Genomic DNA, 22977 nt, shown 5'->3' on the forward strand with positions numbered 1-22977 from the left:
CGGCATTGGCTCGGTATATGGGGAGTATGGCGATTCCATCAATCGCCGCCTATTCCCTTCTCCATGTTCCTCCCGCTCCTTCTCGCTGCCGCGCTTCCCGCCAAGGGCGAGCCCGCGATCACCGCACAGACCGCGATCTCGGGCGGCGCGCGGCCGTCCGAGCAGCGCATCATGCGCTTCGACAGCGCCGACCTGCAATTCGAGATACTGCCCGACCGCGAGGCGCTCGAGGGCATCGCCACGCTGACCTTCACCGCGACCGCGCTGCTCAACCGGCTGGTGATCGATCTCGACCGGAACCTGCCCGTCAGCGCGATCGCGATCGACGGCGTGCCGCTCGCGTCCGGGACCTGGTCGAACCCGGAAGGGCAGTTGTTCGTCCCCCTACCCCACCCGCTCGCCAAGGGGCGATCGGTGACGGTGCGGATCGTCTATGGCGGCACGCCCCATGTCGCGGTGAAGGCGCCGTGGGATTCGGGGATGGTCTGGTCGAAGACGCCGGACGGCCGGACCTGGTTCGCCACGACCGCGGAAGGGATCGGCTGCGACATCTTCTGGCCGTGCCTCGATTTTCCCGAAGGCCGGCCGGCCGTGGCCACGCTTCACATCACCGTGCCCGCGGGGCTGAAGGCGCCGTCGAACGGCGTGCTGCTGGGCGTCGATACGCTGGCCGACGGGCGGACGCGGTGGAACTGGCGAGCCGGCCACCCCAACACCTATGGCATCGCGCTGAACGTCGGACCCTATGAGGAGATCAGCGGCACTTACAAGAGCCGTTTCGGGAACATGATCCCGATGATGTACTGGTATCTGCCGGGCGAGGAGAAGCAGGCCGCGGCGCTGTTCGCCGAATTCGCACCAACACTCGATTTCTACGAAAGCGTCGTCGGGCCTTATCCCTTCGCCGACGAAAAGGTCGGCGTGGTGGAAACGCCGCACAAGGGCATGGAGCACCAGACGATCAACGCGTACGGCAATGGCTATGCCAAGGCGCCCGAGGGATTCGACTGGCTGTTCCATCACGAATTCGGCCATGAATGGTTCGGCAACCAGCTGACCGCCGCCAATTGGGACGATTACTGGCTGCACGAAGGCTATGAGAGCTACATGCAGCCGCTCTATGGCCGCTGGCGCGAGGGCGAGGCCCGTTATGCGGTGATGCTCGACGCGCAACGCAATCAGATCGCGAACCTGAAGCCGATCGTGTCGGGCACGCTGCGCACAGAGGAACAGGTGTACGAGACGAGCAAGGGCGGGCCGGGTCAGGACATCTATTACAAGGGCGCGTGGATGCTCCACACGCTGCGCGGGCTGATCGGCGATGCGGCGTTCGCCGCCGTCACCCGGCTCGAAGTCTATGGCCGGACCGATCCGAAGCCGGGCAATTTCGCGCCGCGCTTCGGCTCGACGCGCGAATATGAATCCTTCGTGCGGCGCGTGACCGGCAAGGATTATGGCTGGTTCTTCGATGCCTATCTGCGCCAGGCCGCGCTTCCCGAACTGATCCAGACCCGCACGGGCAACACGCTGGCGCTGGCGTGGAAGACGGCGGCCGGCACCCCCTTCCCGATGCCCGTCGAGGTGCAGATCGGCGAACGGATCATGCGCGTGCGGATGACGGACGGCCATGGCCGCCTTTCGGTGCCGGCGGATGCGCATGTCGTGATCGATCCCGCGGCTCGCGTGTTGAAGCGCTCGATCGCCGTCGAGGAGTATCAGGCATGGCAGACCGCCCAGAAGAAGAAATGACAAGACTCGCGCTGCGCCGCACCGCCGAGATGGCGGCGGTGTTCATGATTGGCGATGGCCTGCTCGGGCTGCTCCAGCCGCGCCGGCATGTCGATCTGTGGCGATCCGATGTTGCGGCGGTCGATGCGTTGGTGAAGCCGTTCGGCGGGGCGCCCGCCCGCCGGCGCGCCTATGGGCTGTTGCAGATCGGCGCCGGGGTGTTGCTGGCGTCAAGGCTGCGGCCGCTTGCGCGTGGTGTGTTGCCGCAATAGAACGGTACGCATGAGGGGGACAGGCGCATGATCCGTTGGACCGTCGACGCCGTCGGGCTGCCGGGGCTCGCCGCCTTCGCGTTTGGCTTCCTCCTGTTTTTCGTCGCGCTGCTGGGCGCGCGGCGCCGCGCGCGCCGCGCCACAACCGTCGCGGAAACGCGGGCGCGTGCCTCGTGGTTCTGGATCGGCGTACAGGGGTGCGGGATCGCCGCGGGCGGCCTGGGGCCGATCATCGTCGATCTCGATCCGCTCGGGGCCAAGGCGCTGGCCGAGGCGGCGGTCGTGCTGGGGTTGATGCTCGGCGCGGCGGCGCTGTTCCGTGCGTCGGCGCTCGCGATGGGCGCCAATTGGAGCCTCGTCGCGCGCACCCGCAGCGATCACCAGCTCGTGCAGGCCGGCCCCTTCGCGGTGGTGCGCCACCCGATCTATGTCGCGCTGTTCCTGCTGACGATCGCCATGGCGGTCGCCTATGGCCATACGCGCAACCTGATCGTCGGCCTGCCGCTCTACGCGATCGGCACCTGGTTCCGCATCCGCCACGAGGAAGCGCTGCTCCGCCGCCAGTTCGGCAAAGGCTACGATGCCTATGCCGCGCGGGTGAAGCGCTTCGTGCCCGGCGTCTTCTGACGGCGCATCACCCCGGCCGCCAGTCGAACGTCAGCGGCGCCTCGCGAAAGGCGAAGCGATCGAGATGGCTCGCCACCACCTCGCGCATCCGCTCCACGTCTTCGCCCTCGGGCACGGTGAGGATCACGTCGAGGCTCTCGCTCTCGGCGCGCATCGCGAGCCGCGCGCCGCTCGGGAAGTCGATCGTGCCCTCCTGCTCGGAGAACACGACCGTCATCTTGTGGCTCCAATGCTTGGCGAGCTGCTGGAGATAGCGGCTGGCCGAACGGGTCGGCACGCGGGCGACCGAGACGCTCACTTGAAGCGCTCGATCTTCCGGACGAGTTCGTCGATCAGCGCCGCCACATCGTGAAGCGCATCCTCGCTCAAGTCGCCGCGGGCGATCCGGTCGCGCGTCGCCTGGTGCAGCGCGCCCATCGCGCGGCGGATCGGCGCGTGATCGGGGCGCGACCGTTCCGAACCCAAGCCGGTCAGCCGCGCAACCAGCGCTTCGACCTGGTCGGCATTCTCGCCCAGATGTGTGCGCCCCTCCTCGGTCGCCGCGAAAAGCTTCTTCGCGCCCTCGGACGCCTGTTCGGCGATCAGCCCCATGTCGCCCAGCAACGTCAGCGTCGGATAGACCACGCCGGGACTGGGCGCATAGGCGCCGCCGGTCATCGTCTCGATCTCGCGGATCAGGTCATAGCCATGGCGCGGCGCGGCGGCGATCAGCTTCAGGAGAACGAGCCGCAGCTCGCCGCCGTCGAACATCCGCCGGCTGCGCCCGCCGCCATCGCCGCGCCCGCCACCGTGCCGGCCGCCATGGCGCTCGCCATGAATTTCCCAGCTCATCGAGAAGGGCCCGCGCTCGAAGCGTCCGCCCCGTGGGCCGCCATCGCGGCCGTGCATGTGAAACATCGTCTTTCCTTCCATGTATCGTGATGGCTCCAAGATATATCTCCGTTAATAAGAGTCAAGATCCCTCTAGATATATCTTTGAGCTAGCCGACCGGAGCGTCATGCGTCCCCCTCCCCGCGCCGTCGAAAAGCGTTACATGAGGGCATGGCCGATCTCTTCGCGGGCTTCGAACCCGCCGCTCCCGCCGAACCGCTCCACGAGAACGCACCGCTCGCCGATCGCCTGCGGCCCCGCGCGCTGGACGCGGTCGTGGGGCAGGATCACATCACTGGGCCCGAGGGCGCCATCGGGCGGATGGTCGCGGCGGGGCGGCTGTCGTCGATGATCCTGTGGGGCCCGCCGGGCACGGGCAAGACGACGATCGCGCGGCTGCTCGCCGATGCGGTCGATCTGCGTTTCGTCGCGATCTCAGCGGTGTTTTCGGGCGTGGCGGAGCTGAAAAAGGCGTTCGCCGAGGCGCGCGACCATGCGCGGATGGGCAAGCGCACATTGCTGTTCGTGGACGAGATCCACCGCTTCAACCGCGCGCAGCAGGACGGTTTCCTGCCCTATGTCGAGGACGGTACCGTCACGCTCGTCGGCGCGACCACCGAAAATCCGTCGTTCGAGCTGAACGCGGCGCTGCTCAGCCGCGCGCAGGTGCTGATCCTCCACCGGCTCGACCGCGCCGCGCTCGAACTGCTGATCGATCGCGCCGAGGCCGAGATGGAGCGCCCGCTGCCGCTCGACACCGCCGCGCGCGACGCGCTGGTCGCCAGCGCGGACGGCGACGGGCGCTTCCTGCTCAACCAGGTCGAAACGCTCTTCTCGGTCGATCTGCCCGAGCCGCTCGACTCGGCCGGCCTCTCCGCCTTTCTCCAGCGCCGCGTGGCGGTGTACGACAAGGATCGCGAGGGCCATTACAACCTCATCAGCGCGCTCCACAAATCGATCCGCGGCTCGGATCCCGACGCCGCGCTCTATTATCTCGCGCGGATGCTCACCGCGGGCGAGGAGCCGCTCTATCTGCTGCGCCGCCTGACGCGTGCCGCGATCGAGGATGTCGGGCTGGCCGACCCGCAGGCGCTGGTCCAGTGCCTCGCCGCCAAGGATTGCTACGACTTTCTCGGCAGCCCCGAAGGCGAACTCGCGATCGCGCAGGCCTGCGTCTATCTGGCGGTCGCGCCCAAATCCAACGCGGTGTACAAGGCGCAGAAGGCGGCGTGGCGATCGGCGAAGGAAACCGGATCGCTGATGCCGCCCGACAACATCCTGAACGCGCCGACCAAGCTGATGCGCGATATCGGCTATGGCAAGGGCTATGCCTATGACCATGATGCGGCGGACGGGTTTTCGGGCGCGAACTATTGGCCGGCCGAACTTCCCCCGCAGCATTTCTACGAACCCACCGACCGCGGCCACGAACGCCGCATCGCCGAGCGGCTCGCGCATTGGCAGTCGCTGCGGCAGCGCGAGCGGTGATCACGGGCGTCCGCCCGCCGCAGGGCCGCTTCACCCGCTTCGCCGCGATCGACTGGTCGGGCGCGAAGGGCAGCCGACACAAGGGGATCGCGCTCGCGACCTGCACCGCGGGCAGCGCCGCGCCCATGCTGGTGCCGCCGCCGGATCGCGCCTGGTCGCGCACCGCCATTCTCGACTGGCTCGTCGCGCATGCGGGTGAACCGATGCTCGTCGGCTTCGACTTCAGCTTCTCCGCGCCCTTCGTCGAGCGCGGCGCGCACCTGCCGGGCGAACCGCCGACGCGCGACGCGCGGGCCTTATGGGCGTTCGTCGACCGCGCGAGCGACGATGCCGATCTGGGCGCGGCCACGTTCCTCGAAGCGCAGCGCGGACGCCATTTCTATCTGGGCGCGGCGGACGGACCCAAGGCCGATTTCCTCCACTGGCGCGCCTGCGAACGCGCGACCGACGGCACGCGCAAGCCCTCCACCGTCTATGATGCGATCGGCGCGGCGCAGGTGGCCAAGGCGAGCTTCGCCGGCATGCGCCTGCTCCACCATCTGGCGGACCGGGCCGCCGTCTGGCCGTTCGACCGCGTCCCGGATGCCGGCCTCGTCGTGGTCGAGATCTACACCGCGATCGCCGCGCGCGCGTCGGGCATGCGCAAGGGCCGCAGCAAGATCCGCGACGCCGCTGCGCTCGACGCGGCGCTGGCCGCGTTCGGCACGACGCCCCACGCCGCCTTGGCACGCTATGACGATCATTCGACCGACGCGATCCTTACCGCGACCTGGCTGCGCGCCAACGCCGCCGATCCCCGGCTCTGGGCGCCGCCCGGCATGACCGACGCGATCGCGCAGACGGAGGGCTGGACCTTCGGCGTGCGGTGAAGCATGGAGACGCACGGATGCCGGTTTAGCTCAGTTGGTAGAGCGCCAGTTTTGTAAACTGGATGTCGCGGGTTCGATTCCTGCAACCGGCACCATCTCTCACATGCTATTGCGTTGTTTTTTCTAGGCTTTCTCCCCTGTGCCACTAGATTTTTCGCCGATCGTTCCCACGTTTTGATGCGGTGATCTCCGAACATCGGCGAACAAAGGCGCACCTTTTCGAGGCTGTATAGATCATCTTCACCGTTGCCGGGCATCGTCGGTCTCTCAGCCGGTGGAGCAAAAATCTCGTGGCAGCGCCCTATTCGACCCCGGCCCGCAAAGCGGCCTCGCTTTTGGAAGAAGCCGGCATCCCGCATGCGAAGCGAGTGATTCGCGACCACGCCAGAGCGGATCTGTTGAAATCCTACGCGGCATCGATCCAGATCGTTGGACTCAAAGGTCCACCAGCCGTCCGCGGGGGTGTCATACCCATGGATCTTTGGGAACGGATCATCTGCGAGGGAGCTGACGACGACGTGTGGACTGGCGGCGCGGTGCGTCTCGCCGCGTCCGGATTGATCGGCGGCCACCCCGGGGTGATCATTACCGATGTTAGTTTTCACCTCGCTGGGTTGCAGCGCATCATCGACGCGCATTGCGGACGGCCGTCGATGAGTATTGCTCCTGCGCGCCCCACACCGCCCGCACCAGCTGGCCAGGTGGTCGTCGATCAGACGATCGAAGTGCCCGTCAGCGTTGCGCCGGAGCAACCGAAACGGCGATCGCCGCAGACTTCAGCAATCCGTCCTGGCGCGCTGCTGGCCACGATTGCTGAAACCCAAGCCGCTCTCGGTATCGGCCGCACAAAGGTCAACGAACTGATGAAGAGCGGCCGGCTCGTCCGCAAGACGATCGATGGCGGCGTGCGAATCGAAGTCGCGAGCATCATGGCGATTGCGGGCGTCAGCGCCGAGCGCGATTGAAGCCCGTTCCCCGCGCGGGCGAAAACGATCAAGCCTGATCATTTTCACCGGACAAAATGGCCGCTACCTGAGCCTCGGTGATGCCGAACGCGCCCGCCAGCCCCGACGCCGACGCGCCACGCTTTGCCAGTTCTCGGATCCTGCCCTCGTCAACGACGGTCGAATAGGATCGGGTGTCGCGCTGCTCCTTCACGACGTCCTTGCGGCCGGAAGTCCGGTGGCGCTTGGCGGCGGCAGCATGCGGATCACCTGAGGCAGTCTGCTGCTCTCGTTCGCGACGTTCGATGCGGATCTGCTCGCGGGCCACCATATCCGCTTCGCGAATCGTGGCCCGGGCTTCCAGCCGCTGCGACACCAGCCCCGCCCGCTCCTCAGCACGTGCTTGGCGGTCCTGAGCGCGCTTGGCAGCGCGTTCCGCCGGGCTCTCGTTCGTCCGCTCCCGGAAGTCGCCCGTTGCGGCCCCACCCCAGCTTTTATCGACCATTTGGAAACCCCGAAACCGTTCGTCGTGTAGACCCGTCAACCGCCAAAAGCATGACGAATTGCGCGTCCACGGTTCAGATGGAGCGCCCGCATATCTCCCCGCCTTGCGGCGGCCAGTTAAAATTTTAGCCGGGCGCCCCGGCGGATTGGTGAGCCTTTAAGCGTGCTCAGTGCTTCTGGTTACCAATGCCCTTCATATTGCCGACCCCACCATTGCCGTTGCCGTTGTCCTTTCCAGGACCAAGGATGCCGTTGGTGATCGCGCTAGCCGTCTGAGCGGCCGCCGCTGCAGCAGCGGCCGCAGCGGCTTGAACGTTAGCTGCCAAAGCGGCGGCAGCCTGTTGTGCCGCCTGCTGAGCCGCGGCAGCCTGAGCGATGGCAGCTTTTTGCGCGGCGGCAGTCGCTGCTGCTGCTTGTTGGGCCGCAGCGGCTTGGGCCGCAGCTTGTTGAGCTGCAGCTTGTGAGGCCGCTGCCTGCTGAGCGGCAGCCTGCTGAGCGGCAGCTTGTTGGGCAGCCGCTTGTTGCGCCGCAGCCTGAGCGGCAGCAGCCTGCTGCGCGGCGGCCTGAACTGCAGCGGCCTGTTGAGCAGCTGCGGCCTGCTGAGCAGCCTGTGCAACGGCCGCCTGCTGAGCGGCTTGAGCAGCGGCTGCAGCTTGGGCTGCAGCTTGCTTGGCCGCCAAGTCGGCGGCTGTCTTCGCTGCCTCTGCAGCTGCCTGTTGTGCCGCTACTTGTTGTGCGGCTGCAGCTTGTGCGGCCTGAACCTGAGCAGCCGCATCCGCGGCTGCCTTCGCCACTTGGGCAGCTGCCTGCTGCGCTGCGGCTTGCTGTTCGGCGGCCGCCTTGGCAGCAGCGGCCTGCTGTGCGGCTGCGGCCTGCTGCGCCAACTGCGCCGCCGCGGCTTGCTGAGTGGCTTGTTGCGCGGCCGCGGCTTGAGCAGCAGCCTGCTGGGCTGCCGCGTCAGCTGCGGCTTTAGCGGCCTGTGCCGCTGCCAGTTGCGCTGCAGTCTGCTGTGCGCCCGCGGCTTGTGCGGCCGCTGCTTGTGCAGCTGCATCCGCGGCGGCCTTCGACGCCTCCGAAGCGGCTGCCTGAGCGGCGGCCTGTTGTGCGGCAGCAGCTTGAGCCGTCGCTGCCTGCTGCGCCGCTGCCGCCGCCTGAGCAGCTTGCGCCGCTGCGAGCTGTTGAGCAGCTTGTTGTACAGCGGCAGCTTGGGCGGTCGCCTGCTGTGCGGCTGCCTCGGCCGCTGCTTGGGCGGCCTGAGTCGCCGCAGCCTGTGCGGCCGCTTGTTGAGCGTTGGCAGCCTGAACGGCAGCCGCCTGCGCTGCAGCGTCTGCGGCCGACTTGGCTGCCTGCGACGCGGCAGCCTGCGCTGCTGCCTGCTGCACTGCCGAGGCCTGAGCAGCCGCCGCTGCAGCGTCCGCGTTTGCCTTGGCGGCCTGGTCAGCCACCGCCTGTTGGGCTGCGGCAGCCTGCGCCGCTGCTTGTTGTGCCGCGGCGGCTTGAGCTGCCTTCGCAGCCTGATCTGCCGCTGTTTGTGCCGCTGCTTGCGCACTAGCCTGCTGAGCCGCTGCCGCTTGAGCGGCGGCAGCCTGCTGGCTCGCTGCTGCCGCGCGTGCTGCTGCGTCGGCGGCAGCCTGCCTTGCGGCAGCATCAGCCGCCTGCTGCTGTGCAAGCGCCTGTTGCGCGGCAGCGGCTTCAGTCGTGGCTTGCGCCTGCCGTTGAGCGGCAAGCACCTTAGCCTCTTGTGCAACGGCTTCCTGCGCGACTGCCGTGTTAACGGCCACTTCGGCGTCCACGTTTGCAGAATGGGATACCGCCATCACCATGTCAGGGGTGACCGAACCCGCCGTTTTCACATTGGCTGATGCGACCGTTGGGATGGCGCTTGTGCTGCGATTTACAGGAATGACGTTAGGTGAGTCGTCGCTGACAAGACCGCCAGTCAGGGAGCTGAGCGAGACGGCGGGTTCACTGATCGTGGTGACGATCGGTCGGTCAGCTTGCTTGGTCGTGGCGGTCGCCTTGCGAGCCGTAATCGTGGGAACTGCCGGACCTGTATCGTCCTTGCTGCGCACGATACGCTCGATACCCGCCGTCATCACTCGAAGCGCCGTCAGTCGGCTCGCATCTACAGTGATCTTGCCGCCTGGACCAAGCAACTCATGTGCGCCGCCGTTATTGGTGCCCACATCCACCGCGCCTTCCAAAACCTTCACGGATGCGCCGCTCTCGCCGACGCTGACGCTGAACGTTGTCCCCTTCACCACAGCGGCGAGATAAGGCGTCTTCACCTCGAAATGGGGCGTTGCCATCTTACGGATCATGAACACGACGTCGCCCGCATCCTGCACCAGCTGGGCGATCGCACCCTTCTGCTCGACGGCGGGCAGGCGGACCTGCGAGGCGGGGGCGACGAGCACATATTCCTGGCCGCGAGCGATCACGGCCCGACCACCTGGCCCAGTGCGAACAATGTCGCCTGGTTCGATCGAGCCGCTTCGCGATGCCACCTTTGTGACACCAGCGTGTAGGATCGTGACGGGGCCCGAAGCCTCGCTAAATACCCAGCGCGGCGGCGTGGCAGATGCAGCCGCAGGCACCAGGATGGCTGTCGTGATGAGCCAGCGAAACTGCATTGGATCCCCTTACGTGGCTCGCGAGGCGGACCAAGCGTGCTGGATAGAAGGACAGGGTTTCTCAACGACTTGGGAGAATGGTTAACAGGCTGTTAGGTGCTGGCGGCTGTATCGGCCGCCCGGTCAGCTGCTTCGGGTCTCGCATGTCCCCGTTAGCAGGCCCCACGCTCCAATAAAGTCGCTGAAGCCTTAATCGTAGCTTCGAGATCAGATGAAGTCGCCAGAACGGTTGGAACGCCGGATCACGCGAGCACCTTGGCAATCTAGGTTGCATCTAAATGTCGGCAACGATCGTAAATCTGGCCGTCACACTGGGACGTCGCGGAGCAGGTCCAATGAGCGAATTTACGATTGGCGATTGTGAACGTCAGGTCGATTTGGAATTGGCGGCAGCGGATCGAGCAGCTGACGATGCTGAGCGGAAAGCTCACCTGAACCGAGCCGCTATCTTCGCGCATTGTTGTGAAGAGGGTGTGCGAGAAGCGAAGTTTACCAACTCGTCTTTGGGGAACGATTTTCCCTGTCAGCCAGATGTCTTTGGCGCAGCGGGCGTTCAGGCGCATGCCAGCTGACGATCCGACGTCGGAGCCACCGGTGGCCAACGTCACCTACCAATCAGCGTGCCGCCGCTTAGGCTGCTCGCTCGATGGTCTACGAAGCCTATTGGGTGAATCGCGCAGAACTTCCAAGGCATGGCAAGAACGCGAAGAAGGCGGAGCGACAGGGGTTGAGCATTAGCTCACAAACAACGCCTTTGCGATCGCCTGCATCAATTTTTGCTCACCAACAGGGACTTGCGAGCCAGATCAGGACGCTACGGGTGTTCCGTGGATCACTTGGGCTCGATCAAGAAACGTCCTCATGTTCTCGACCGCCACCGGCGTGAGAGCGACATCCTTCCCATCGTCACGATCTTCGATCTGCCCGTCCTTTATAAGGTGCCTGATCCACCTGCGGCCAGCCCCTTCCGACACTGACGATCGTCGCATAAGTTCGGATTCAGACACCGTCCGATTTTCGGTCAGCGCGGCGAATAAATTGAGGAGCAGGTTCCACGCATGCTCATCGAAAAGCTCCGACGGGAACGAATTCCTTCGCTCGGCACGGACACGTAAGAGGTTGCGGGCGATGTCGCCGCGCCGCTGGTCGCCAAACATGATGGAGGTCTAAATCGAAAATTCTCGATCGTCGCTATTAATCACCACAAACATTCAGTTTGGATGTAAGTCGCACACATGAACCGAGAACCCCACGCTGTAGCCAGCGGTTTATGTGCCGCGATTGAGACGGCGCTACGGCTGGCCGAGGCGGCAGATCATACGCTGGTGAGCGCGCTTCTGGCAGAAGCGTATGACGCTGCTCGCTGCGGTGAACGTCCCGCCAACCCAGATTAACGATCAGGTTGCGGGCATCGCTTGAGGAATCGCCTGGATCATCCCGGAAACAGATTTGATACGCATTGTGCCCTCCCCCAGCGCAAATCACCGATTACGACACGAACATGGCTTCGACTATGGCCTGCATCAGCACCCCACGCGGCACCGGGACGCTGACCGACGCATACCCCTCGTTTGCCGCCCGCCGAGTCCCGTAGAGCCCAATCCACTGCCTGCCATGCTGCCGCCAAGCACGCTGCAACGCTGGCACGGGCAACAGCACGCACGTCGCGGCCGGCGCATACGCATAGGCGATGAAGTCTGCCGCCAACGGCTTCTGCACCCAGCCCGGCGTCTTCATCCGCTCGTTGGACCAGCGCTCGAGCAACACGTCGGGCCAGTCGGACGATCGCACCTTCTCGTCGACGGTATAGGTCCGCCCGCATTCGAGCGTCAGCAGGCGGTCGATGCCGCCACGCTGCGCCCAACCGTCCTGCTTGACGGCGACAGCGCTGACGAGCGACGGGAAGGCCCGGCGATAGATCGGGATCCACCATCCGCTTTCCACAAACGCATCGGCCACCGCCAAGCTGTCGTTGAAGGCATGGACACGCCTGCTGCCCCCGGCTCGACGAACCGAGGGCATATAGGCTTGTGCGGGTGTTGGCCGCGCATGCTGCGCGTGGGGGCTAGTCGTGGACATTCTCCTGATCGGCAGTGTCTTCGTCGTCGTCACGCAGCGACTCGAGGTCTGGATCACCGTCGATCGCGTCCATCCGGTCGATCATGCTTGTGGTGAGCCGAGCAAGCAGCGGGCGGGGCAGCGATGGTATCATCGTCAGCAGATGCACCGCCGACGCGCCGTGGTTCGGGCGCGCCCATCGCCGCTGACATGACCGCGGCCACGGCTTTGGTGCGCGGCGCGGGAACGGCGATGGTGCGGACAGCTGGCCCATCACATCGCCTCCCCGTTCTGCCGGCGCTCGATGGTGGTGCGCACCGCCTCGATCCGGCCGGGGTGGCCAACGACCTGGGCCATGACGTCGGTGAGCTCGTCTGCCGGGCAATGCTCCACCACCAGCCAGAGCTTGCGGCCGGATGCGAGGGCGTAGCCGCCGCCGATATTCACCAGCGACGACAGCCAGGCTGCGGGGTCGAACGTGCTCGGTGCGTGAAGCTGCGTCGCCATGTCAGCAGCCCTCCCAGACGATCCAAGCGCCAAACGGGGTGCCCGCCTGCCGAACCATGGCCACGACTTGGACGTCACGCCTCTCGACCAAATTGCACGCAGCGCGGGCGATGCGTTTGAGGCGGCGACGTTCCCGCTCAGGCGTCTTTGGCGACACAAGCGGCGCCATATCCATCCCGAAGCCGGGCTTGCCATCGGGGGTGACGATGAAGCGACCCCCGGCTGCGAGGAAGCGCCGGGCGATTTGCATGTCAGCGCCCATGTTAGAGGCCCTCCGGGCTGGTAAGACGCAACACGTCTGCCGAAAGAAGCTGGGGCACGCCGGTATTGGCCCACATGTCCCGATCGTTGGCCGTCTGGAGCATTAAACGCAGCTCGGCGATCGACATGGGCCGCATGCCGGCAAACCGATCCTCGGCAGCGGTCACAGCGTTGCCTAGCTCACCGTCGCGATCGTATGCCGCGTCCATGCCCGTCTGGCGCGATAGGCGTTCGATCTTGCGATCGCGCCACGTCTTCGCAGCCACCAGCTTTCGAACATGCGGGCTCGTAGCCCGACCATACGTGTCCACGAGATTCGCGCACACACGCGTCATGGACTCGTCGGCGGTCGTGTAGAGGGTGCCGATGCCCGATCCGTCCAAGCCGGCGCCATGGTAAAACTTGACGTGTGGGACAGCCTCCAAAGCCACTAGGTAGCGTTCGCGGGCTGCGTCGAACGTCGGATGATGCGCTTGCATCTCAGCTTCCGCCGTCGCGATGGCGGAGTGAGCCGCGACAAACTCGGGCCGCATGGCACTGCGTCCAAGGCCACCGGTCAGGCCGGCAGCGGCGACGGGAGTAGCGGCGATTGCAACGGCTAAACCAGCGCCCCCGAGGAGCGCGCGGCGGGTAGTTTCGGTCTGCATGGCTCAGCCCTCCCGATCGGCAAGGCGGCGAATGTCGGCGACCAGCGCGGCAATCTCGCGTTCTTCGAATTGGCCATCGTATTCCCGCGCCAGCAATTCCGTTTTGGCGCGCAGCATCGAAAGGCTGGTGGCGGGATAGTCCCAAATAGCGGCCATCGCCTTGTCCCGCCGCTCGATCGCCGCTTCCCAACGTTGATCGGCGCCCCCCATGACACCGGCAGCGACGGCGGCCCGCTCGTCGTTCCAAGCCTTCTTCGCTTCCTCGTATTGCTGCCACGCAGCCTGATTTTCGGGCGTCTTCGTTCGCGCGATGTACGCGGCCAGCGGTTCGTCCATATCAAAGGCATCGGCCTCGGGCTCGCTCGGCACGGGACGCATTGCCGCCAACGCTGCAAACTTCCGCGTCTCGCACCGGCTATGTTCCGCCGAAACCGACAAGTATGCATCCCGCGCCTCCTGGAGCATGGCGCACAACCGATCCCATTCGGCGGTATTGGCAACGGGCTTCGTGGCGAGCGCCGGGGCAACAATGGCGACGGCTGGCAGGGCCATAGCAGCGCCAAGGAACGAGCGGCGGGTTTTGGTGATGGCCATAGGATCAGCCCTCCTGAGCAACGTTTGCCGCAAGCGCATTCGCGTCCAGCAGCATCTCACGGACGAAGGAGAGCGGCACGACGCCGAAGTCTCCTTGACGATCGAGCACCGCCGTTATCTTGGCGGCCATGTCGGCAGCGGTTGCCGCGCGAGTGCGGGACAGCTCGACCAGCGTCTCTTGGCTGGCGTTGGCGAGCAGATCGACGTCGCGCTCATCCTCGGCGGCTTCAAGGTCTTCACACTGCCGTCGGAAGCGGGTCAGTAATGTGGCGAAAGATGCAGATACGATATTGGCCATCGGTTCAGCCCTCCCGCGCCATGAGGCAGCCGTTGACGGCATGCGTGGTGAACAGGCGCTCGCAGCCATCCGCAGCGATCACTGCTTCGATGCTGTCCTGCTGGCGCGTGGTCGATGCGCGGTGCACGCCGGCCAAGGCGCGGGCGTAGGCGCCGGGATTGCCCGTACGGAGGTGCAAGCGCGCCATCTCGACCGCTAGGGCTGTGGATTCGCTCATGCTCGACGAGGTGTGTGCGATCTTGGCCGGGCGCACGTCGGCTGGTAGGGTCTGCATAGCCATTGTCGTCTCCTCAACAGACGGTTGTGGTCAGGCCGGGCGTGGAGGGCTCAATCTCCATGTCCGGCTGCTGACTGATGCTATCGGTATCACTGTTCGTGGTGGTTCGCAAGCGTTCGCCGATGCTATGAGCATCAGATGATTACTCATGACCAATGCCGCGCCGCTCGCATCCTGGCGGGGATGTCTGCGGTCGAACTCGCAAAGCGGGCAAAGGTCGGAATTGCGACGGTGAAGCGCTTCGAAAGCGGCCAATCGGTAACGTGGGCCACGCTCGGCGCGATCCACTCAACGTTGATGGCGGCCGGGATCGCCTTCATCGCTGCTGGCGACATGTCGCTAGAAGGCGGTGAAGGCGTCCGGATAGCTCCTACTTTTCCGGAGTGACTACGATCGAGATGGTCACCGTCGGACGGTGAACCTCGACGTGGCAGGGTGCGCACAGCGCGCGCATGTGTTTCCAGTCATACCGATCAGGATGTCCGTGGCTCATCAGATGATGCGCCTCGTCGGCTTTCTCCTGTCCGCAGTGCTGACAGATCGGATGCGCATCAAGGAACAGACCGTTCCGCTTCTGCCTGGCATTCGGCTTCGTCGTGCGGGGCTTCGCACGCCAATCTACTGGATTGCTCATCTCTATTTTTCCTTTCTTCAGTGGTTACCAACCACCACCTTTCCTCCTCAATATTCTTGCTGTTGCAGGCCATAAGCCTGGTGGCTGACACCCGGCTCTGGCAGCGTCCATATCCGTCATTGCAGATGCGAACGGAGAGCTTCTTGTTAACCGTCTACCCCACAGTGCTACGGTGGGAGCAGCCCCCCGCGCGCGCGACCCCGCTGTGGGGTAAATGGTTAACGGCAGGCGGGGCAGCGCCAATGCACCCCTGCTGCTGCCCGCATCTCCCATGAAGCCGGTGGGCCATAAACAGGACCGATCGCCACATCGCACGCTGCGTTTGCGCACAACAGTATGTCTTGGCCGATCCGGCGGCTGCCATAGACGCTGATGAGGCGCAGCAGATCCATATTCTGCACCCCGTTGCGAGCACGCACGCGCTTCCTGATCAGGCCGTTGTGCTGTTCGAGCGCGTTAGTGGTTACCCCGCGCCACCGCCCATCGGAGCGCAGCGTAACCGTCGGGAAATAGTTGACGATCAGATCCCAGTTCGAGTCGAGGTGAGCCATGAACGTCTTGTAGCTTTTCAACCCGGCGAACCCTTCCGTATGGCGGCGGAACTGAGCGAGCCAGGGAAGCGCATGCTGGAGGCTTGGTGCCTGATAGAACCGAATGAAATCGTAGCGCGCCCAGAACGCACGCCGTATGCGAGGCTGCGATTTGAGGATCGGCAGAAGGTCATCGTAGAAATTCAGCGTGTGAGCGCCACCCTTGGCTATCCGCCGACTGCGTCGCAGCTTCTTGTTCACTGCCATCAGACCGGGTTTGAAATCGTAGATCGTGCTGGCCGCCGCCGCGTTCCCCGACTTCCGCAACCGGTCGATTTCCTGGTTGATGACCTGTGACAGCACCTTCTGAAAGCGCTGAACCACATGCCACTTGTCGGCAACATACAGGGCATTCGGCAGCTTCAGCCGCGCAACGCTGGTATTGGTGCAATGGAGATCGGCAACGAACGTCTTCACTGAGGGAACGTTGAGGCGGTCCTCGACCCACGCGCGGACCGGCTCCGCCTGCATGGATTTGATGAGCCCGATTGGCTGCCCGGTAAGCCCGTCCGCAACGACCATATATTCGATGTGGCGAAGTTTGATGCCATCCATGGCGAGCACGGCAGGCGTCGGAAATCGATGCCCGCGATCAAGGCGCTGGCTCAATTCGATAGCCATCTGCCAGAGCGTTCCGGCCGGAACACCGGTCCGAAAGGCAATGTCCTTCAAAGGCTCGCGCGGCAGAAGCCCGACAACGTGATCGTAGAGCCGGTTTGTCATGTCATAGCGGGGATGCGTGTCAGGCCCGCGCTCGGTGAACGTCTGCACCGTAGGGCCGCCGGGCCGGCTTTTGCAGACCGCGCACTCGTATCGCCGTCGGCGCACATGCAGTTCTACAGGTGCGCCGTGAGGCAAATCGCGGACGAGCCACGGATCGCCATGGAGGAAACCGCGGCTGTGGATCCGACCGTGCAGTCCGCACTGCGGACATGGCGGGCGGGTGATTAGAGTAACGTCAAGACGGCGCACGCGGCCAAGCGGGTGTGCCCGATCAAGGCTGAAAGTCGCTGGCAGAAAGGGCGCCGTCATTGGAGCAACGTATCTGCACACCGATTAAGACGGTGTTCTCGTTACGATTGGCTGAATTGCCGACAGCCTGGACGGCTGCGATCAAATCAGGATCTCAGATCGCCATCCAGTCATTCTCGGCGTCATCAACAGCCGCGAAAGCATCACCATCGGCCTGCTGACCGCGCAGGTGCTTGCGAACGGCTTCAGGGTCACCCTCCTTGGGGAAGTTGCGGTCTGCTCTGGCGGCGTCAGCGATCCCATCGACCCAATCTCCCCGATCGCGCTGGGCGAGCAGCCACCGGCCGAATGCTACATGGGGAGCAGCTACGTCGTTGTCAGAATCGGTCATCACAGGCTCCTCAGTTTGCGCACCAAGCCATCGCACGCAACCGATGTTCTCGCAATGTTCTTGCGGAACGACCGCTTGCCGGCTTAGCTAGGGGTCACGACGAGAGGCCATTCGAATGTCACTGATTCTCCACGACGTTCCGTTCGAGGTCGTCCCCTCCGAGGTGCGCTTCCTCACGTGCAGGACACCGGCTGGCTTCCCCTCCCCCGCCCAGGACGACATGGAAGAGCCGATCGACCTGGGCTCGTGGCTCATAGATCATCCGGCCGCCAGCTACGTGATGCGCGTGTCGGGGCAGTCGATGGTTGGGGCTGGTGTCGCAGACGGCGATCTGGTCGTCGTCAGCCGGGCGGTCGAAGCAAGGTCCGGCGACATCGTGGTGGCGCTTGTCCATGGCGACCGCACGATGAAGCGCCTCCGCCGCCGCGGTGATCGGATGTGGCTCGTGCCGGAAGCGGACGGGTTCCCCGCGATCATTGTGGACGAGCATGTCGAGATCTGGGGCGTGGTGGTCGGCTTGGCGCGTAGATACCGGGCATGAGTGCGATCGCGCTGATCGACTGCAACAACTACTATGTCAGCTGCGAGCGCGCGTTCGATGCCGCGCTGGTCGGTGTGCCGGTGGTGGTCGCCAGTAACAACGACGGGTGCGCCATCGCTCGGTCAGCGGAGGCCAAGGCGCTCGGCGTGAAGATGGGCGATCCCATCCACCTGATCCGCGATCGGCTTGATCGGCACGGTATGCGGGTCATGAGCAGCAACTACACCCTTTACGGCGACATGCAGCGCCGTGTGCTTGCTGCGGTGGAGGACTTCGCGAGCGAGGTGGAGATCTACAGCATCGACGAGAGCTTCGTCGACCTGACCGCCTTCGCCGATCGCGATCTGGTGAACCATGCCAACGGGATGCGGGATCAGGTCCGGCGCTGGACCACGATCCCCACCTGCGTCGGCATCGGCCCGACGAAAACGCTGGCGAAACTCGCGAACGCGGCGGCGAAGAAGAACCCGCTGTTCGACGGCGTGGCGGATCTGCGCGAGGACGTGATGCGGAACTGGGTTCTCGACCGCTTTCCCGTCGGCGACGTGTGGGGCGTAGGACGCGCTACCGCCGGCAAGCTCGCGACACTCGGCGTGACGACGGCGGGTCACCTGCGCGACATGCAGATGAAGCAGGCACGCGGCGTCGGCACCGTGGTGCTCGAGCGCCTCGTAGCCGAGCTTCAGGGTGTGCCGGCGAGCGCGGTCGAGATGGTGGAGCCACAGCGCAAGGGCATGGCCGTCACCCGGTCGTTCGGCACCTACATCCGCGATATGGAGGCGCTGATGGGTGCGGTCGCGCAATATGCGATGCGGGCCGGCGAGAAGCTGCGATCGCACGGGCTCGTGGCCGGGCAGCTGACGGTGTTCTTCCACACCAACAAGCACAAGCGTGATCGCCCGCAATACAGCGCGGCGAGACGGGTATCGTTGCAACCCATGACAGCCGATTCGCTGGAGCTGCTGGCGGCTGCCCGCCGCGGCGTCGAAGCATCCTGGCGGGACGGGTACGAGTTCAGCAAGGCGGGGATCCTGCTCGACGATCTGATCGCGGCGGATCTCCGGCCCCGCACGCTTTTCGAAGGCGATGTGGCTAGGCGCGAGCGGCTGATGACAGCGCTAGATGCAGTCAACGACCGTTTCGGCACGTTCTCCGCTGTTCCTGCGGTGCAGGGCTTCAAGCGGGGCTGGAAGGCGCGATCCGAGAACAAGTCGCCGGCATGGACAACGCGGCTGGACGAGGTGCCGGTCGTAATCGCACGATAGGTGATGTCAGCGTCCGCTACGCGCTGCCGATCCGCGGTTCTCCTCGACGCCGACTATCATCGCCGTCGTCGAAACAGCAGCGAGACCCCGGAGGCGATGATCATCGCTGCACCGCGCAACATGTAGATCCACAAGCCAGCCGGGCGCTTCATTGTCTCGTGGCGCCAGCCCGCGGCAGAGCCAATGAACACCGCACCGTTATCGCTATCCAAGCGCAATCACGCTGGAGTAGCTGCAGCCGTCGCAGTCGACTGCCATCAAGAATGCCTTTGCCACATTGTGTCACCCGTCTCGCTCCCACTGCTCGGTTCTAGCACCGGCCCGTGCAAGAATGCGACCATCCAGCAGCAGGTAGAGACGAGCACCGGCGGATCAATTTGGCCTGCCGCGGAACCCAAAGCACGGGTGAGGTGCTGGTCGCGATGAAGGAGATTGCGGCATGGCTGATTTGGACGAACGAGGCGGTATGTCTCCGGTGCTCGCGGCAGGGTTGGCGATCGGAGCCGTTACAGCCGCCGCGCTGATAGGGCGCCGCTCAAGTCCGACACCTGACCATTCAAATACGCGGCGCTGGTATAAGCGTCTCGACAAGCCGGGCTTTACGCCTCCCGCACCTGCCTACGGCATCGCATGGGCGGGCATCCAGGCGGCGCTGGCATATGGCGGCTACAAGCTGCTCCGGGCTGAACCCTCGCCTGCCCGAACCACGGCACTGACCCTTTGGTCAGGGAACCAGATCGGCGTCGGCGGGTGGAGCAAGGTGTTCTTCGGCAACCGTGCGCCGGGTTGGGGAACGATCGCATCGGCTGCGCTCGGCGCTAACGCGATGGGCTACGTCGCTGCTGCCAGTCGCGTGGACGAAACCGCAGCGCGAACTGGCATGCCGCTGGTAGCGTGGGTGAGCTTTGCAACGCTGCTGTCGGAGGAGATCTGGCGCCGCAATCACTCAGACGAGCCCGTGTAGCGTTTGAAGCGCCCAGCATCGTCAATCTTCGCAAATCTCCTCGGCGACGCGCGCCTGCATCTCATTAAAGAGCGCCAGATCGATGTGCATCTCGGCCACCGGGGCTGCCTCAGCGATCGCGGCCAGGTGGACATGGGTCCGAACGCTAGCGTGCAGATCGTCGATGAGTTCGTCGCAATTGGTCATGCAGATGCCTTCGATGTCACGGGTTAACAGATCGCTTGCGTTCCAACCTCGTCAGCTTGAAAGTCCCGCGCGTGCCCAAGCTGAAGGTCTATCGCACCCCGATCGGTTTCCACGACGCCTATGTCGCCGCATCGAGCCAGAAGGCGGCACTCCAGGCCTGGGGGAGCGATGCAGATCTGTTCGCGCGTGGTATCGCTGAAGTCGTCACCGACGAGGCGCTCACGACTGAGCCGCTAGCATCTCCTGGCGTGGTCATCAGGAAGCTGCGTGGAACGGCCGACGAGCAGTTGGAAGCGGCAAAGATGCCGAAGCGGGAAGGGGCGAGGTCGCGCGACGATCAAGATGAGGAATCCGACCAACGACGGCGGTCGCGGTCGGCTGTGACGCCGAAGGCCGCGGAGCCACCGCGCCCGCCCCTACCGAACCGCGCAGCGCTCGATGCGGCCGAAAAGGCGATCGAGGAGGCGCGATCACGCCACGACGACGACGACCGCCAATGGCGGAAGCGACAAGAGGCTCTGGATCGGGAGCGGCGGCAGATCGATGCCGCCCATGAAGAAGAGGTCGGGCACCTAACAGAAGATGTGGATCGTCTGCGTCGCGCATATGACAAAGCAATGCGACTTTGGAATTCTAAGAGGTGATAGGACCGGGCGCTTAATTCACGCATGATGAGTTCTTCATCTTAATCTGTTCAGCATCATCGCGGCTGAAACGCGCGGCCGTCGACGACTGAGAACACGCAAATGGCCCGCGTTCGTGACGAGACACGGGCCACCCCGTTGCGACACCCGGAGGGTCGCCTGCATGATGATTGATCTTGGCGTGAGGTCAAGCAGACCAGTGCCCCGCCCGTGCTGTCCGTTTACGGCGGGCGAGGCACCGACCTGACATAGGCGCCCTACACCGAAAATGTTACGCGTGGCTTACCGCCCGTCGTTCCCAGCCACGGCCTGACGAAACGCCGGTGATAGATAGCTGAAGCCAAATCCAAACTTTCCGAGATTTGACATGAAAATGCCCCCGGCGAGACCATTGCCGGGGGCATTCTGCCAACGCGTTGCCGCGTGATGTCCGATCCTGGCACCCATATGGGGGGGGCGGTGCCGGGATCAGATCCCTGGGATTACTGCAGGAGCTTCAGGACGCTTTGCGAGCTCTGGTTGGCCTGGCTCAGCATCGCGGTGGAGGCCTGGCTCAGGATCTGCGCCTTGGCGAGCGCGGTCGTCTCCGAGGAGAAATCGGTGTCCTCGATCCGGCTGCGCGCATCCGACAGGTTGGTCGCATTGCTGGTCAGGTTGTTGACCGCCGACTGGAGCTGGTTCTGCGATGCGCCGAGGTTCGCGCGGCGGTTGGAGATCGTGGCGATCGCCGAGTCGAAATTGGCGAGCGTGGCCGACGCGTTGGCGGTGCCGACGCCGGCCGTGTCGGTGACGACCGCCGCCATCGTGCTGTCGGTGTTCAGGTTGCTTCCGAGATTAAGCGAGATTGCATCGGAGGCGTTCGCGCCGGCCTGGATATTCACAGCCCCGCTCGTGCCGGCGGTGCCCGTGAACAGGTTCTGGCCGTTGAACTGGGTGTTGGTCAGCGTGTTGGTGATCTGCGCGGCGAGCGCGTTCTGCTCGGCTGTGATGTTGGTGATGTCGCTAGCCGAATAGGTGCCATTGGTCTTCTGCACCGCCAGTTCGCGCATCCGTTGCAGGTTGTTCGTGACTTCGTCCAGCGCGCCTTCCGCAGTCTGCGCCATCGAGATGCCGTCGTTCGCGTTGCGGATGCCTTGGTTCATGCCCGTGATCTGTGCGGTCATCGACGCGCTGATGGCGAGGCCGGCGGCGTCGTCCTTCGCGCTGTTGATGCGCTTGCCGGTCGACAGGCGCTGCATCGACGTGGACAGGGCCATCTGGGCGCTCGTCGAAGCGTTGGTGGCGCGCAGTGCTGCGATGTTGGTGCCGATGACAGTCATGTTGGATCTCCGTTTCAGCCTCGTGCATCCCACCGGAAGCCGAGCCGCTGTATGCAAAAACGGCACTCCGCCGGCAGACTTTAGCCGCTGCCGGAAAGATTCTGCCGACCGCTTCGGCATTGAGATCATGAATGATAATGCCAATGGGCAAGCCGCACCGGCCTGGCGCGATTGGCCTAACTGGTAGCACCCTGTGGAGCTGGAAGCCGGTATGCTGAACGAACTCCGCCACCGATTGGTCACGATTTCCACCGCGGCATCCGACTTCGCGGCCAACCCGCTGGTTCAGTTGGGCGTGCTGGTCGGCTGCGTCGTTTGGCTCGTGGTCGGCGGCACCGAGGACGGTCTGGCATCCGCGCTGACGATCGGCGGCTTCGTGCTTACGCAGATGGTGCTGAACCAACAGCGCCGACGGGACAATGCGCTACACCTGAAGATCGACGAGTTGATCGTTGCGATGCAGGGTGCCCGCAACGAAGTCGCTGGCGTCGAGCATGCGGCCGAGGAGGAGATCGACCGTTTACGGGCAGAGCGACACTCGGACGAGTAAAGCTGATGCAGCCGCTCGACCGCGGGCTGTGCTCGGACTAGCCTGACATCGCCGACTCACCGGCCGTGGAGACGAACATGATCCGCAATCTGCTTCTGGCTGCTGCGTCGGTCGCCATCGCGACCACCCCCGCGTTTGCCGCTCCTTGCCGCGACGCCAAGGGCCACTTCGCCAAATGCCCGCAGGCCGCTGCCAAGCCGATCCGCTGCAAGAACGCCAAGGGTCAGTTCGCGAAGTGCGGATCGGCCGGCGCAAAGCCGATGTGAACGACGGCGCGGGGTTCAGCTTGTGACCCCGCAACGTTCGGCCGGGATGGTAAGGCGGCACCAGCCTGGGCGACTGG

At 64.6% G+C, this 22977-nt stretch carries 32 protein-coding genes and 1 tRNA gene; 15 read left to right on the forward strand and 18 right to left on the reverse strand.

Features of this window, described 5'->3' with window-relative positions; genetic code table 11:
* The first annotated feature begins 63 nt into the window (after window positions 1-63).
* From OXQ95_RS07935 to OXQ95_RS07945, 3 genes are read left to right on the forward strand one after another with little or no spacing between them, the layout of a single operon-like run.
* A complete protein-coding gene (locus OXQ95_RS07935; RefSeq protein WP_267381066.1) occupies window positions 64-1749 on the forward strand; it encodes a M1 family metallopeptidase in 1686 nt (561 codons plus the stop codon).
* Window positions 1746-2000 carry a hypothetical protein gene (locus OXQ95_RS07940; protein WP_267381067.1) on the forward strand — a complete coding sequence of 85 codons (255 nt, stop codon included), beginning with the start codon at window positions 1746-1748 and terminating at the stop codon, window positions 1998-2000. Before OXQ95_RS07935 ends, OXQ95_RS07940 begins: the two co-directional genes overlap by 4 nt.
* Window positions 2001-2027: 27 nt before the next feature.
* Complete coding sequence (locus OXQ95_RS07945) at window positions 2028-2627, forward strand: isoprenylcysteine carboxylmethyltransferase family protein (RefSeq protein WP_267381068.1); 600 nt, start codon at window positions 2028-2030, stop codon at window positions 2625-2627.
* 7 nt (window positions 2628-2634) lie between these two features.
* Here the strand turns inward: OXQ95_RS07945 and OXQ95_RS07950 are convergent, their stop codons facing one another.
* Both OXQ95_RS07950 and OXQ95_RS07955 read right to left on the reverse strand, forming a co-directional pair.
* Complete coding sequence (locus OXQ95_RS07950) at window positions 2635-2925, reverse strand: DUF2218 domain-containing protein (protein ID WP_242096851.1); 291 nt, start codon at window positions 2923-2925, stop codon at window positions 2635-2637.
* The gene (locus OXQ95_RS07955) at window positions 2922-3524 is read right to left on the reverse strand and encodes a PadR family transcriptional regulator (protein ID WP_267381069.1); all 603 of its coding nucleotides are present in this window, start codon (window positions 3522-3524) and stop codon (window positions 2922-2924) included. Before OXQ95_RS07955 ends, OXQ95_RS07950 begins: the two co-directional genes overlap by 4 nt.
* Before the next feature lie 145 nt (window positions 3525-3669).
* Between OXQ95_RS07955 and OXQ95_RS07960 the strand changes: the two genes are divergently transcribed.
* The 4 genes from OXQ95_RS07960 (at window position 3670) to OXQ95_RS07975 (ending at window position 6820) form a co-directional block, all read left to right on the forward strand.
* On the forward strand, window positions 3670-4986 hold the full coding sequence (locus OXQ95_RS07960; protein WP_267381070.1) for a replication-associated recombination protein A: 1317 nt from the start codon (window positions 3670-3672) through the stop codon (window positions 4984-4986).
* The gene (locus tag OXQ95_RS07965) at window positions 4983-5855 is read left to right on the forward strand and encodes a hypothetical protein (RefSeq protein WP_267381071.1); all 873 of its coding nucleotides are present in this window, start codon (window positions 4983-4985) and stop codon (window positions 5853-5855) included. The genes OXQ95_RS07960 and OXQ95_RS07965 overlap by 4 nt, the downstream gene beginning before the upstream one ends.
* A gap of 19 nt (window positions 5856-5874) precedes the next feature.
* Window positions 5875-5950: transfer RNA gene (locus OXQ95_RS07970), tRNA-Thr, on the forward strand.
* Between the two features lie 195 nt (window positions 5951-6145).
* On the forward strand, window positions 6146-6820 hold the full coding sequence (locus OXQ95_RS07975) for a hypothetical protein (RefSeq protein WP_267381072.1): 675 nt from the start codon (window positions 6146-6148) through the stop codon (window positions 6818-6820).
* Window positions 6821-6848: 28 nt separating this feature from the next.
* Here the strand turns inward: OXQ95_RS07975 and OXQ95_RS07980 are convergent, their stop codons facing one another.
* Window positions 6849-7304 carry a hypothetical protein gene (locus OXQ95_RS07980; RefSeq protein WP_267381073.1) on the reverse strand — a complete coding sequence of 152 codons (456 nt, stop codon included), beginning with the start codon at window positions 7302-7304 and terminating at the stop codon, window positions 6849-6851.
* A 166-nt stretch (window positions 7305-7470) separates the two neighbouring features.
* On the reverse strand, window positions 7471-9936 hold the full coding sequence (locus OXQ95_RS07985; RefSeq protein WP_267381074.1) for a FecR family protein: 2466 nt from the start codon (window positions 9934-9936) through the stop codon (window positions 7471-7473).
* A 335-nt stretch (window positions 9937-10271) separates the two neighbouring features.
* On the opposite strand from OXQ95_RS07985, the gene OXQ95_RS07990 reads away from it, so the two are divergent.
* On the forward strand, window positions 10272-10508 hold the full coding sequence (locus OXQ95_RS07990) for a hypothetical protein (protein WP_267381075.1): 237 nt from the start codon (window positions 10272-10274) through the stop codon (window positions 10506-10508).
* A gap of 234 nt (window positions 10509-10742) precedes the next feature.
* On the opposite strand, the gene OXQ95_RS07995 is transcribed toward OXQ95_RS07990, so the two are convergent.
* From OXQ95_RS07995 to OXQ95_RS08035, 9 genes are all read right to left on the reverse strand, one after another.
* The gene (locus tag OXQ95_RS07995) at window positions 10743-11093 is read right to left on the reverse strand and encodes a hypothetical protein (protein WP_267381076.1); all 351 of its coding nucleotides are present in this window, start codon (window positions 11091-11093) and stop codon (window positions 10743-10745) included.
* A 331-nt stretch (window positions 11094-11424) separates the two neighbouring features.
* Window positions 11425-11895, reverse strand: coding sequence for a hypothetical protein (locus OXQ95_RS08000; RefSeq protein WP_267381077.1), 471 nt, complete (start codon window positions 11893-11895; stop codon window positions 11425-11427).
* A 106-nt stretch (window positions 11896-12001) separates the two neighbouring features.
* Complete coding sequence (locus OXQ95_RS08005; RefSeq protein WP_267381078.1) at window positions 12002-12268, reverse strand: hypothetical protein; 267 nt, start codon at window positions 12266-12268, stop codon at window positions 12002-12004.
* Window positions 12268-12501: a hypothetical protein gene (locus tag OXQ95_RS08010; protein ID WP_267381079.1), complete on the reverse strand. Its 234-nt coding sequence runs from the start codon at window positions 12499-12501 to the stop codon at window positions 12268-12270. Before OXQ95_RS08010 ends, OXQ95_RS08005 begins: the two co-directional genes overlap by 1 nt.
* 1 nt (window position 12502) lies before the next feature.
* The gene (locus OXQ95_RS08015; RefSeq protein WP_267381080.1) at window positions 12503-12763 is read right to left on the reverse strand and encodes a hypothetical protein; all 261 of its coding nucleotides are present in this window, start codon (window positions 12761-12763) and stop codon (window positions 12503-12505) included.
* A gap of 1 nt (window position 12764) precedes the next feature.
* Window positions 12765-13409 (reverse strand): hypothetical protein, encoded by a 645-nt coding sequence (locus OXQ95_RS08020; protein WP_267381081.1) that lies wholly within the window; start codon window positions 13407-13409, stop codon window positions 12765-12767.
* A gap of 3 nt (window positions 13410-13412) precedes the next feature.
* The gene (locus OXQ95_RS08025) at window positions 13413-14003 is read right to left on the reverse strand and encodes a hypothetical protein (RefSeq protein WP_267381082.1); all 591 of its coding nucleotides are present in this window, start codon (window positions 14001-14003) and stop codon (window positions 13413-13415) included.
* A gap of 4 nt (window positions 14004-14007) precedes the next feature.
* Window positions 14008-14301, reverse strand: coding sequence for a hypothetical protein (locus OXQ95_RS08030; RefSeq protein ID WP_267381083.1), 294 nt, complete (start codon window positions 14299-14301; stop codon window positions 14008-14010).
* A 4-nt stretch (window positions 14302-14305) separates the two neighbouring features.
* On the reverse strand, window positions 14306-14581 hold the full coding sequence (locus tag OXQ95_RS08035; protein ID WP_267381084.1) for a hypothetical protein: 276 nt from the start codon (window positions 14579-14581) through the stop codon (window positions 14306-14308).
* A 135-nt stretch (window positions 14582-14716) separates the two neighbouring features.
* Here OXQ95_RS08035 and OXQ95_RS08040 point away from each other — a divergent pair, with 135 nt between their 5' ends.
* Entirely contained in the window at window positions 14717-14965 is a 249-nt protein-coding gene (locus OXQ95_RS08040) for a helix-turn-helix transcriptional regulator (RefSeq protein WP_267381085.1), read from the forward strand.
* Here the strand turns inward: OXQ95_RS08040 and OXQ95_RS08045 are convergent.
* The 3 genes from OXQ95_RS08045 to OXQ95_RS08055 form a co-directional block, all read right to left on the reverse strand.
* Window positions 14949-15212 carry a hypothetical protein gene (locus OXQ95_RS08045; RefSeq protein WP_267381086.1) on the reverse strand — a complete coding sequence of 88 codons (264 nt, stop codon included), beginning with the start codon at window positions 15210-15212 and terminating at the stop codon, window positions 14949-14951. The genes OXQ95_RS08040 and OXQ95_RS08045 overlap by 17 nt on opposite strands.
* A 218-nt stretch (window positions 15213-15430) precedes the next feature.
* Window positions 15431-16573, reverse strand: coding sequence for a transposase (locus OXQ95_RS08050; RefSeq protein ID WP_267381087.1), 1143 nt, complete (start codon window positions 16571-16573; stop codon window positions 15431-15433).
* A 355-nt stretch (window positions 16574-16928) separates the two neighbouring features.
* Entirely contained in the window at window positions 16929-17165 is a 237-nt protein-coding gene (locus OXQ95_RS08055) for a hypothetical protein (protein WP_267381088.1), read from the reverse strand.
* Between the two features lie 115 nt (window positions 17166-17280).
* Here OXQ95_RS08055 and umuD point away from each other — a divergent pair, with 115 nt between their 5' ends.
* The 3 genes from umuD (at window position 17281) to OXQ95_RS08070 (ending at window position 19935) form a co-directional block, all read left to right on the forward strand.
* Window positions 17281-17706, forward strand: coding sequence for a translesion error-prone DNA polymerase V autoproteolytic subunit (gene umuD / locus OXQ95_RS08060; RefSeq protein WP_267381089.1), 426 nt, complete (start codon window positions 17281-17283; stop codon window positions 17704-17706).
* A complete protein-coding gene (locus OXQ95_RS08065; RefSeq protein ID WP_267381090.1) occupies window positions 17703-18971 on the forward strand; it encodes a Y-family DNA polymerase in 1269 nt (422 codons plus the stop codon). Before umuD ends, OXQ95_RS08065 begins: the two co-directional genes overlap by 4 nt.
* A 439-nt stretch (window positions 18972-19410) precedes the next feature.
* Window positions 19411-19935, forward strand: coding sequence for a TspO/MBR family protein (locus OXQ95_RS08070; protein ID WP_267381091.1), 525 nt, complete (start codon window positions 19411-19413; stop codon window positions 19933-19935).
* A gap of 21 nt (window positions 19936-19956) precedes the next feature.
* On the opposite strand, the gene OXQ95_RS08075 is transcribed toward OXQ95_RS08070, so the two are convergent.
* Complete coding sequence (locus OXQ95_RS08075) at window positions 19957-20121, reverse strand: hypothetical protein (RefSeq protein WP_267381092.1); 165 nt, start codon at window positions 20119-20121, stop codon at window positions 19957-19959.
* Window positions 20122-20156: 35 nt separating this feature from the next.
* Between OXQ95_RS08075 and OXQ95_RS08080 the strand changes: the two genes are divergently transcribed.
* Window positions 20157-20765, forward strand: coding sequence for a hypothetical protein (locus OXQ95_RS08080; protein WP_267381093.1), 609 nt, complete (start codon window positions 20157-20159; stop codon window positions 20763-20765).
* A 482-nt stretch (window positions 20766-21247) separates the two neighbouring features.
* Here OXQ95_RS08080 and OXQ95_RS08085 read toward each other — a convergent pair whose 3' ends face one another.
* Window positions 21248-22084, reverse strand: coding sequence for a flagellin (locus OXQ95_RS08085; protein ID WP_267381094.1), 837 nt, complete (start codon window positions 22082-22084; stop codon window positions 21248-21250).
* Window positions 22085-22295: 211 nt separating this feature from the next.
* Here OXQ95_RS08085 and OXQ95_RS08090 point away from each other — a divergent pair, with 211 nt between their 5' ends.
* Together OXQ95_RS08090 and OXQ95_RS08095 are read left to right on the forward strand one after the other, a co-directional pair.
* Window positions 22296-22634 carry a low affinity iron permease family protein gene (locus tag OXQ95_RS08090; protein ID WP_267381095.1) on the forward strand — a complete coding sequence of 113 codons (339 nt, stop codon included), beginning with the start codon at window positions 22296-22298 and terminating at the stop codon, window positions 22632-22634.
* 77 nt (window positions 22635-22711) lie between these two features.
* Entirely contained in the window at window positions 22712-22900 is a 189-nt protein-coding gene (locus tag OXQ95_RS08095) for a hypothetical protein (protein WP_267381096.1), read from the forward strand.
* Window positions 22901-22977: the final 77 nt, after the last annotated feature.

Origin of the sequence: Sphingomonas sp. GC_Shp_6 (assembly GCF_026540835.1) — a bacterium.
Taxonomy (GTDB): Bacteria; Pseudomonadota; Alphaproteobacteria; order Sphingomonadales; family Sphingomonadaceae; genus Sphingomonas.

Excerpts from the sequence above, each read along its gene's own strand:
- OXQ95_RS08025 (WP_267381082.1), bottom strand. The coding sequence starts at position 14,003 with ATGGCCATCACCAAAACCCGCCGCTCGTTCCTTGGCGCTGCTATGGCC.
- OXQ95_RS08055 (WP_267381088.1), bottom strand. The coding sequence starts at position 17,165 with ATGACCGATTCTGACAACGACGTAGCTGCTCCCCATGTAGCATTCGGC.
- OXQ95_RS07980 (WP_267381073.1), bottom strand. The coding sequence starts at position 7,304 with ATGGTCGATAAAAGCTGGGGTGGGGCCGCAACGGGCGACTTCCGGGAG.
- OXQ95_RS08075 (WP_267381092.1), bottom strand. The coding sequence starts at position 20,121 with ATGACCAATTGCGACGAACTCATCGACGATCTGCACGCTAGCGTTCGG.
- OXQ95_RS08090 (WP_267381095.1), top strand. The coding sequence starts at position 22,296 with ATGCTGAACGAACTCCGCCACCGATTGGTCACGATTTCCACCGCGGCA.
- OXQ95_RS08065 (WP_267381090.1), top strand. The coding sequence starts at position 17,703 with ATGAGTGCGATCGCGCTGATCGACTGCAACAACTACTATGTCAGCTGC.
- OXQ95_RS08030 (WP_267381083.1), bottom strand. The coding sequence starts at position 14,301 with ATGGCCAATATCGTATCTGCATCTTTCGCCACATTACTGACCCGCTTC.
- OXQ95_RS08085 (WP_267381094.1), bottom strand. The coding sequence starts at position 22,084 with ATGACTGTCATCGGCACCAACATCGCAGCACTGCGCGCCACCAACGCT.
- OXQ95_RS08070 (WP_267381091.1), top strand. The coding sequence starts at position 19,411 with ATGGCTGATTTGGACGAACGAGGCGGTATGTCTCCGGTGCTCGCGGCA.
- OXQ95_RS08045 (WP_267381086.1), bottom strand. The coding sequence starts at position 15,212 with ATGAGCAATCCAGTAGATTGGCGTGCGAAGCCCCGCACGACGAAGCCG.
- OXQ95_RS08095 (WP_267381096.1), top strand. The coding sequence starts at position 22,712 with ATGATCCGCAATCTGCTTCTGGCTGCTGCGTCGGTCGCCATCGCGACC.
- OXQ95_RS07935 (WP_267381066.1), top strand. The coding sequence starts at position 64 with ATGTTCCTCCCGCTCCTTCTCGCTGCCGCGCTTCCCGCCAAGGGCGAG.
- OXQ95_RS07945 (WP_267381068.1), top strand. The coding sequence starts at position 2,028 with ATGATCCGTTGGACCGTCGACGCCGTCGGGCTGCCGGGGCTCGCCGCC.
- OXQ95_RS07990 (WP_267381075.1), top strand. The coding sequence starts at position 10,272 with ATGAGCGAATTTACGATTGGCGATTGTGAACGTCAGGTCGATTTGGAA.
- OXQ95_RS07960 (WP_267381070.1), top strand. The coding sequence starts at position 3,670 with ATGGCCGATCTCTTCGCGGGCTTCGAACCCGCCGCTCCCGCCGAACCG.
- OXQ95_RS07940 (WP_267381067.1), top strand. The coding sequence starts at position 1,746 with ATGACAAGACTCGCGCTGCGCCGCACCGCCGAGATGGCGGCGGTGTTC.
- OXQ95_RS08015 (WP_267381080.1), bottom strand. The coding sequence starts at position 12,763 with ATGGGCGCTGACATGCAAATCGCCCGGCGCTTCCTCGCAGCCGGGGGT.
- OXQ95_RS08020 (WP_267381081.1), bottom strand. The coding sequence starts at position 13,409 with ATGCAGACCGAAACTACCCGCCGCGCGCTCCTCGGGGGCGCTGGTTTA.
- OXQ95_RS07985 (WP_267381074.1), bottom strand. The coding sequence starts at position 9,936 with ATGCAGTTTCGCTGGCTCATCACGACAGCCATCCTGGTGCCTGCGGCT.
- OXQ95_RS08035 (WP_267381084.1), bottom strand. The coding sequence starts at position 14,581 with ATGGCTATGCAGACCCTACCAGCCGACGTGCGCCCGGCCAAGATCGCA.
- umuD (WP_267381089.1), top strand. The coding sequence starts at position 17,281 with ATGTCACTGATTCTCCACGACGTTCCGTTCGAGGTCGTCCCCTCCGAG.
- OXQ95_RS07955 (WP_267381069.1), bottom strand. The coding sequence starts at position 3,524 with ATGTTTCACATGCACGGCCGCGATGGCGGCCCACGGGGCGGACGCTTC.
- OXQ95_RS08005 (WP_267381078.1), bottom strand. The coding sequence starts at position 12,268 with ATGGGCCAGCTGTCCGCACCATCGCCGTTCCCGCGCCGCGCACCAAAG.
- OXQ95_RS08040 (WP_267381085.1), top strand. The coding sequence starts at position 14,717 with ATGATTACTCATGACCAATGCCGCGCCGCTCGCATCCTGGCGGGGATG.
- OXQ95_RS08010 (WP_267381079.1), bottom strand. The coding sequence starts at position 12,501 with ATGGCGACGCAGCTTCACGCACCGAGCACGTTCGACCCCGCAGCCTGG.
- OXQ95_RS07995 (WP_267381076.1), bottom strand. The coding sequence starts at position 11,093 with ATGTTTGGCGACCAGCGGCGCGGCGACATCGCCCGCAACCTCTTACGT.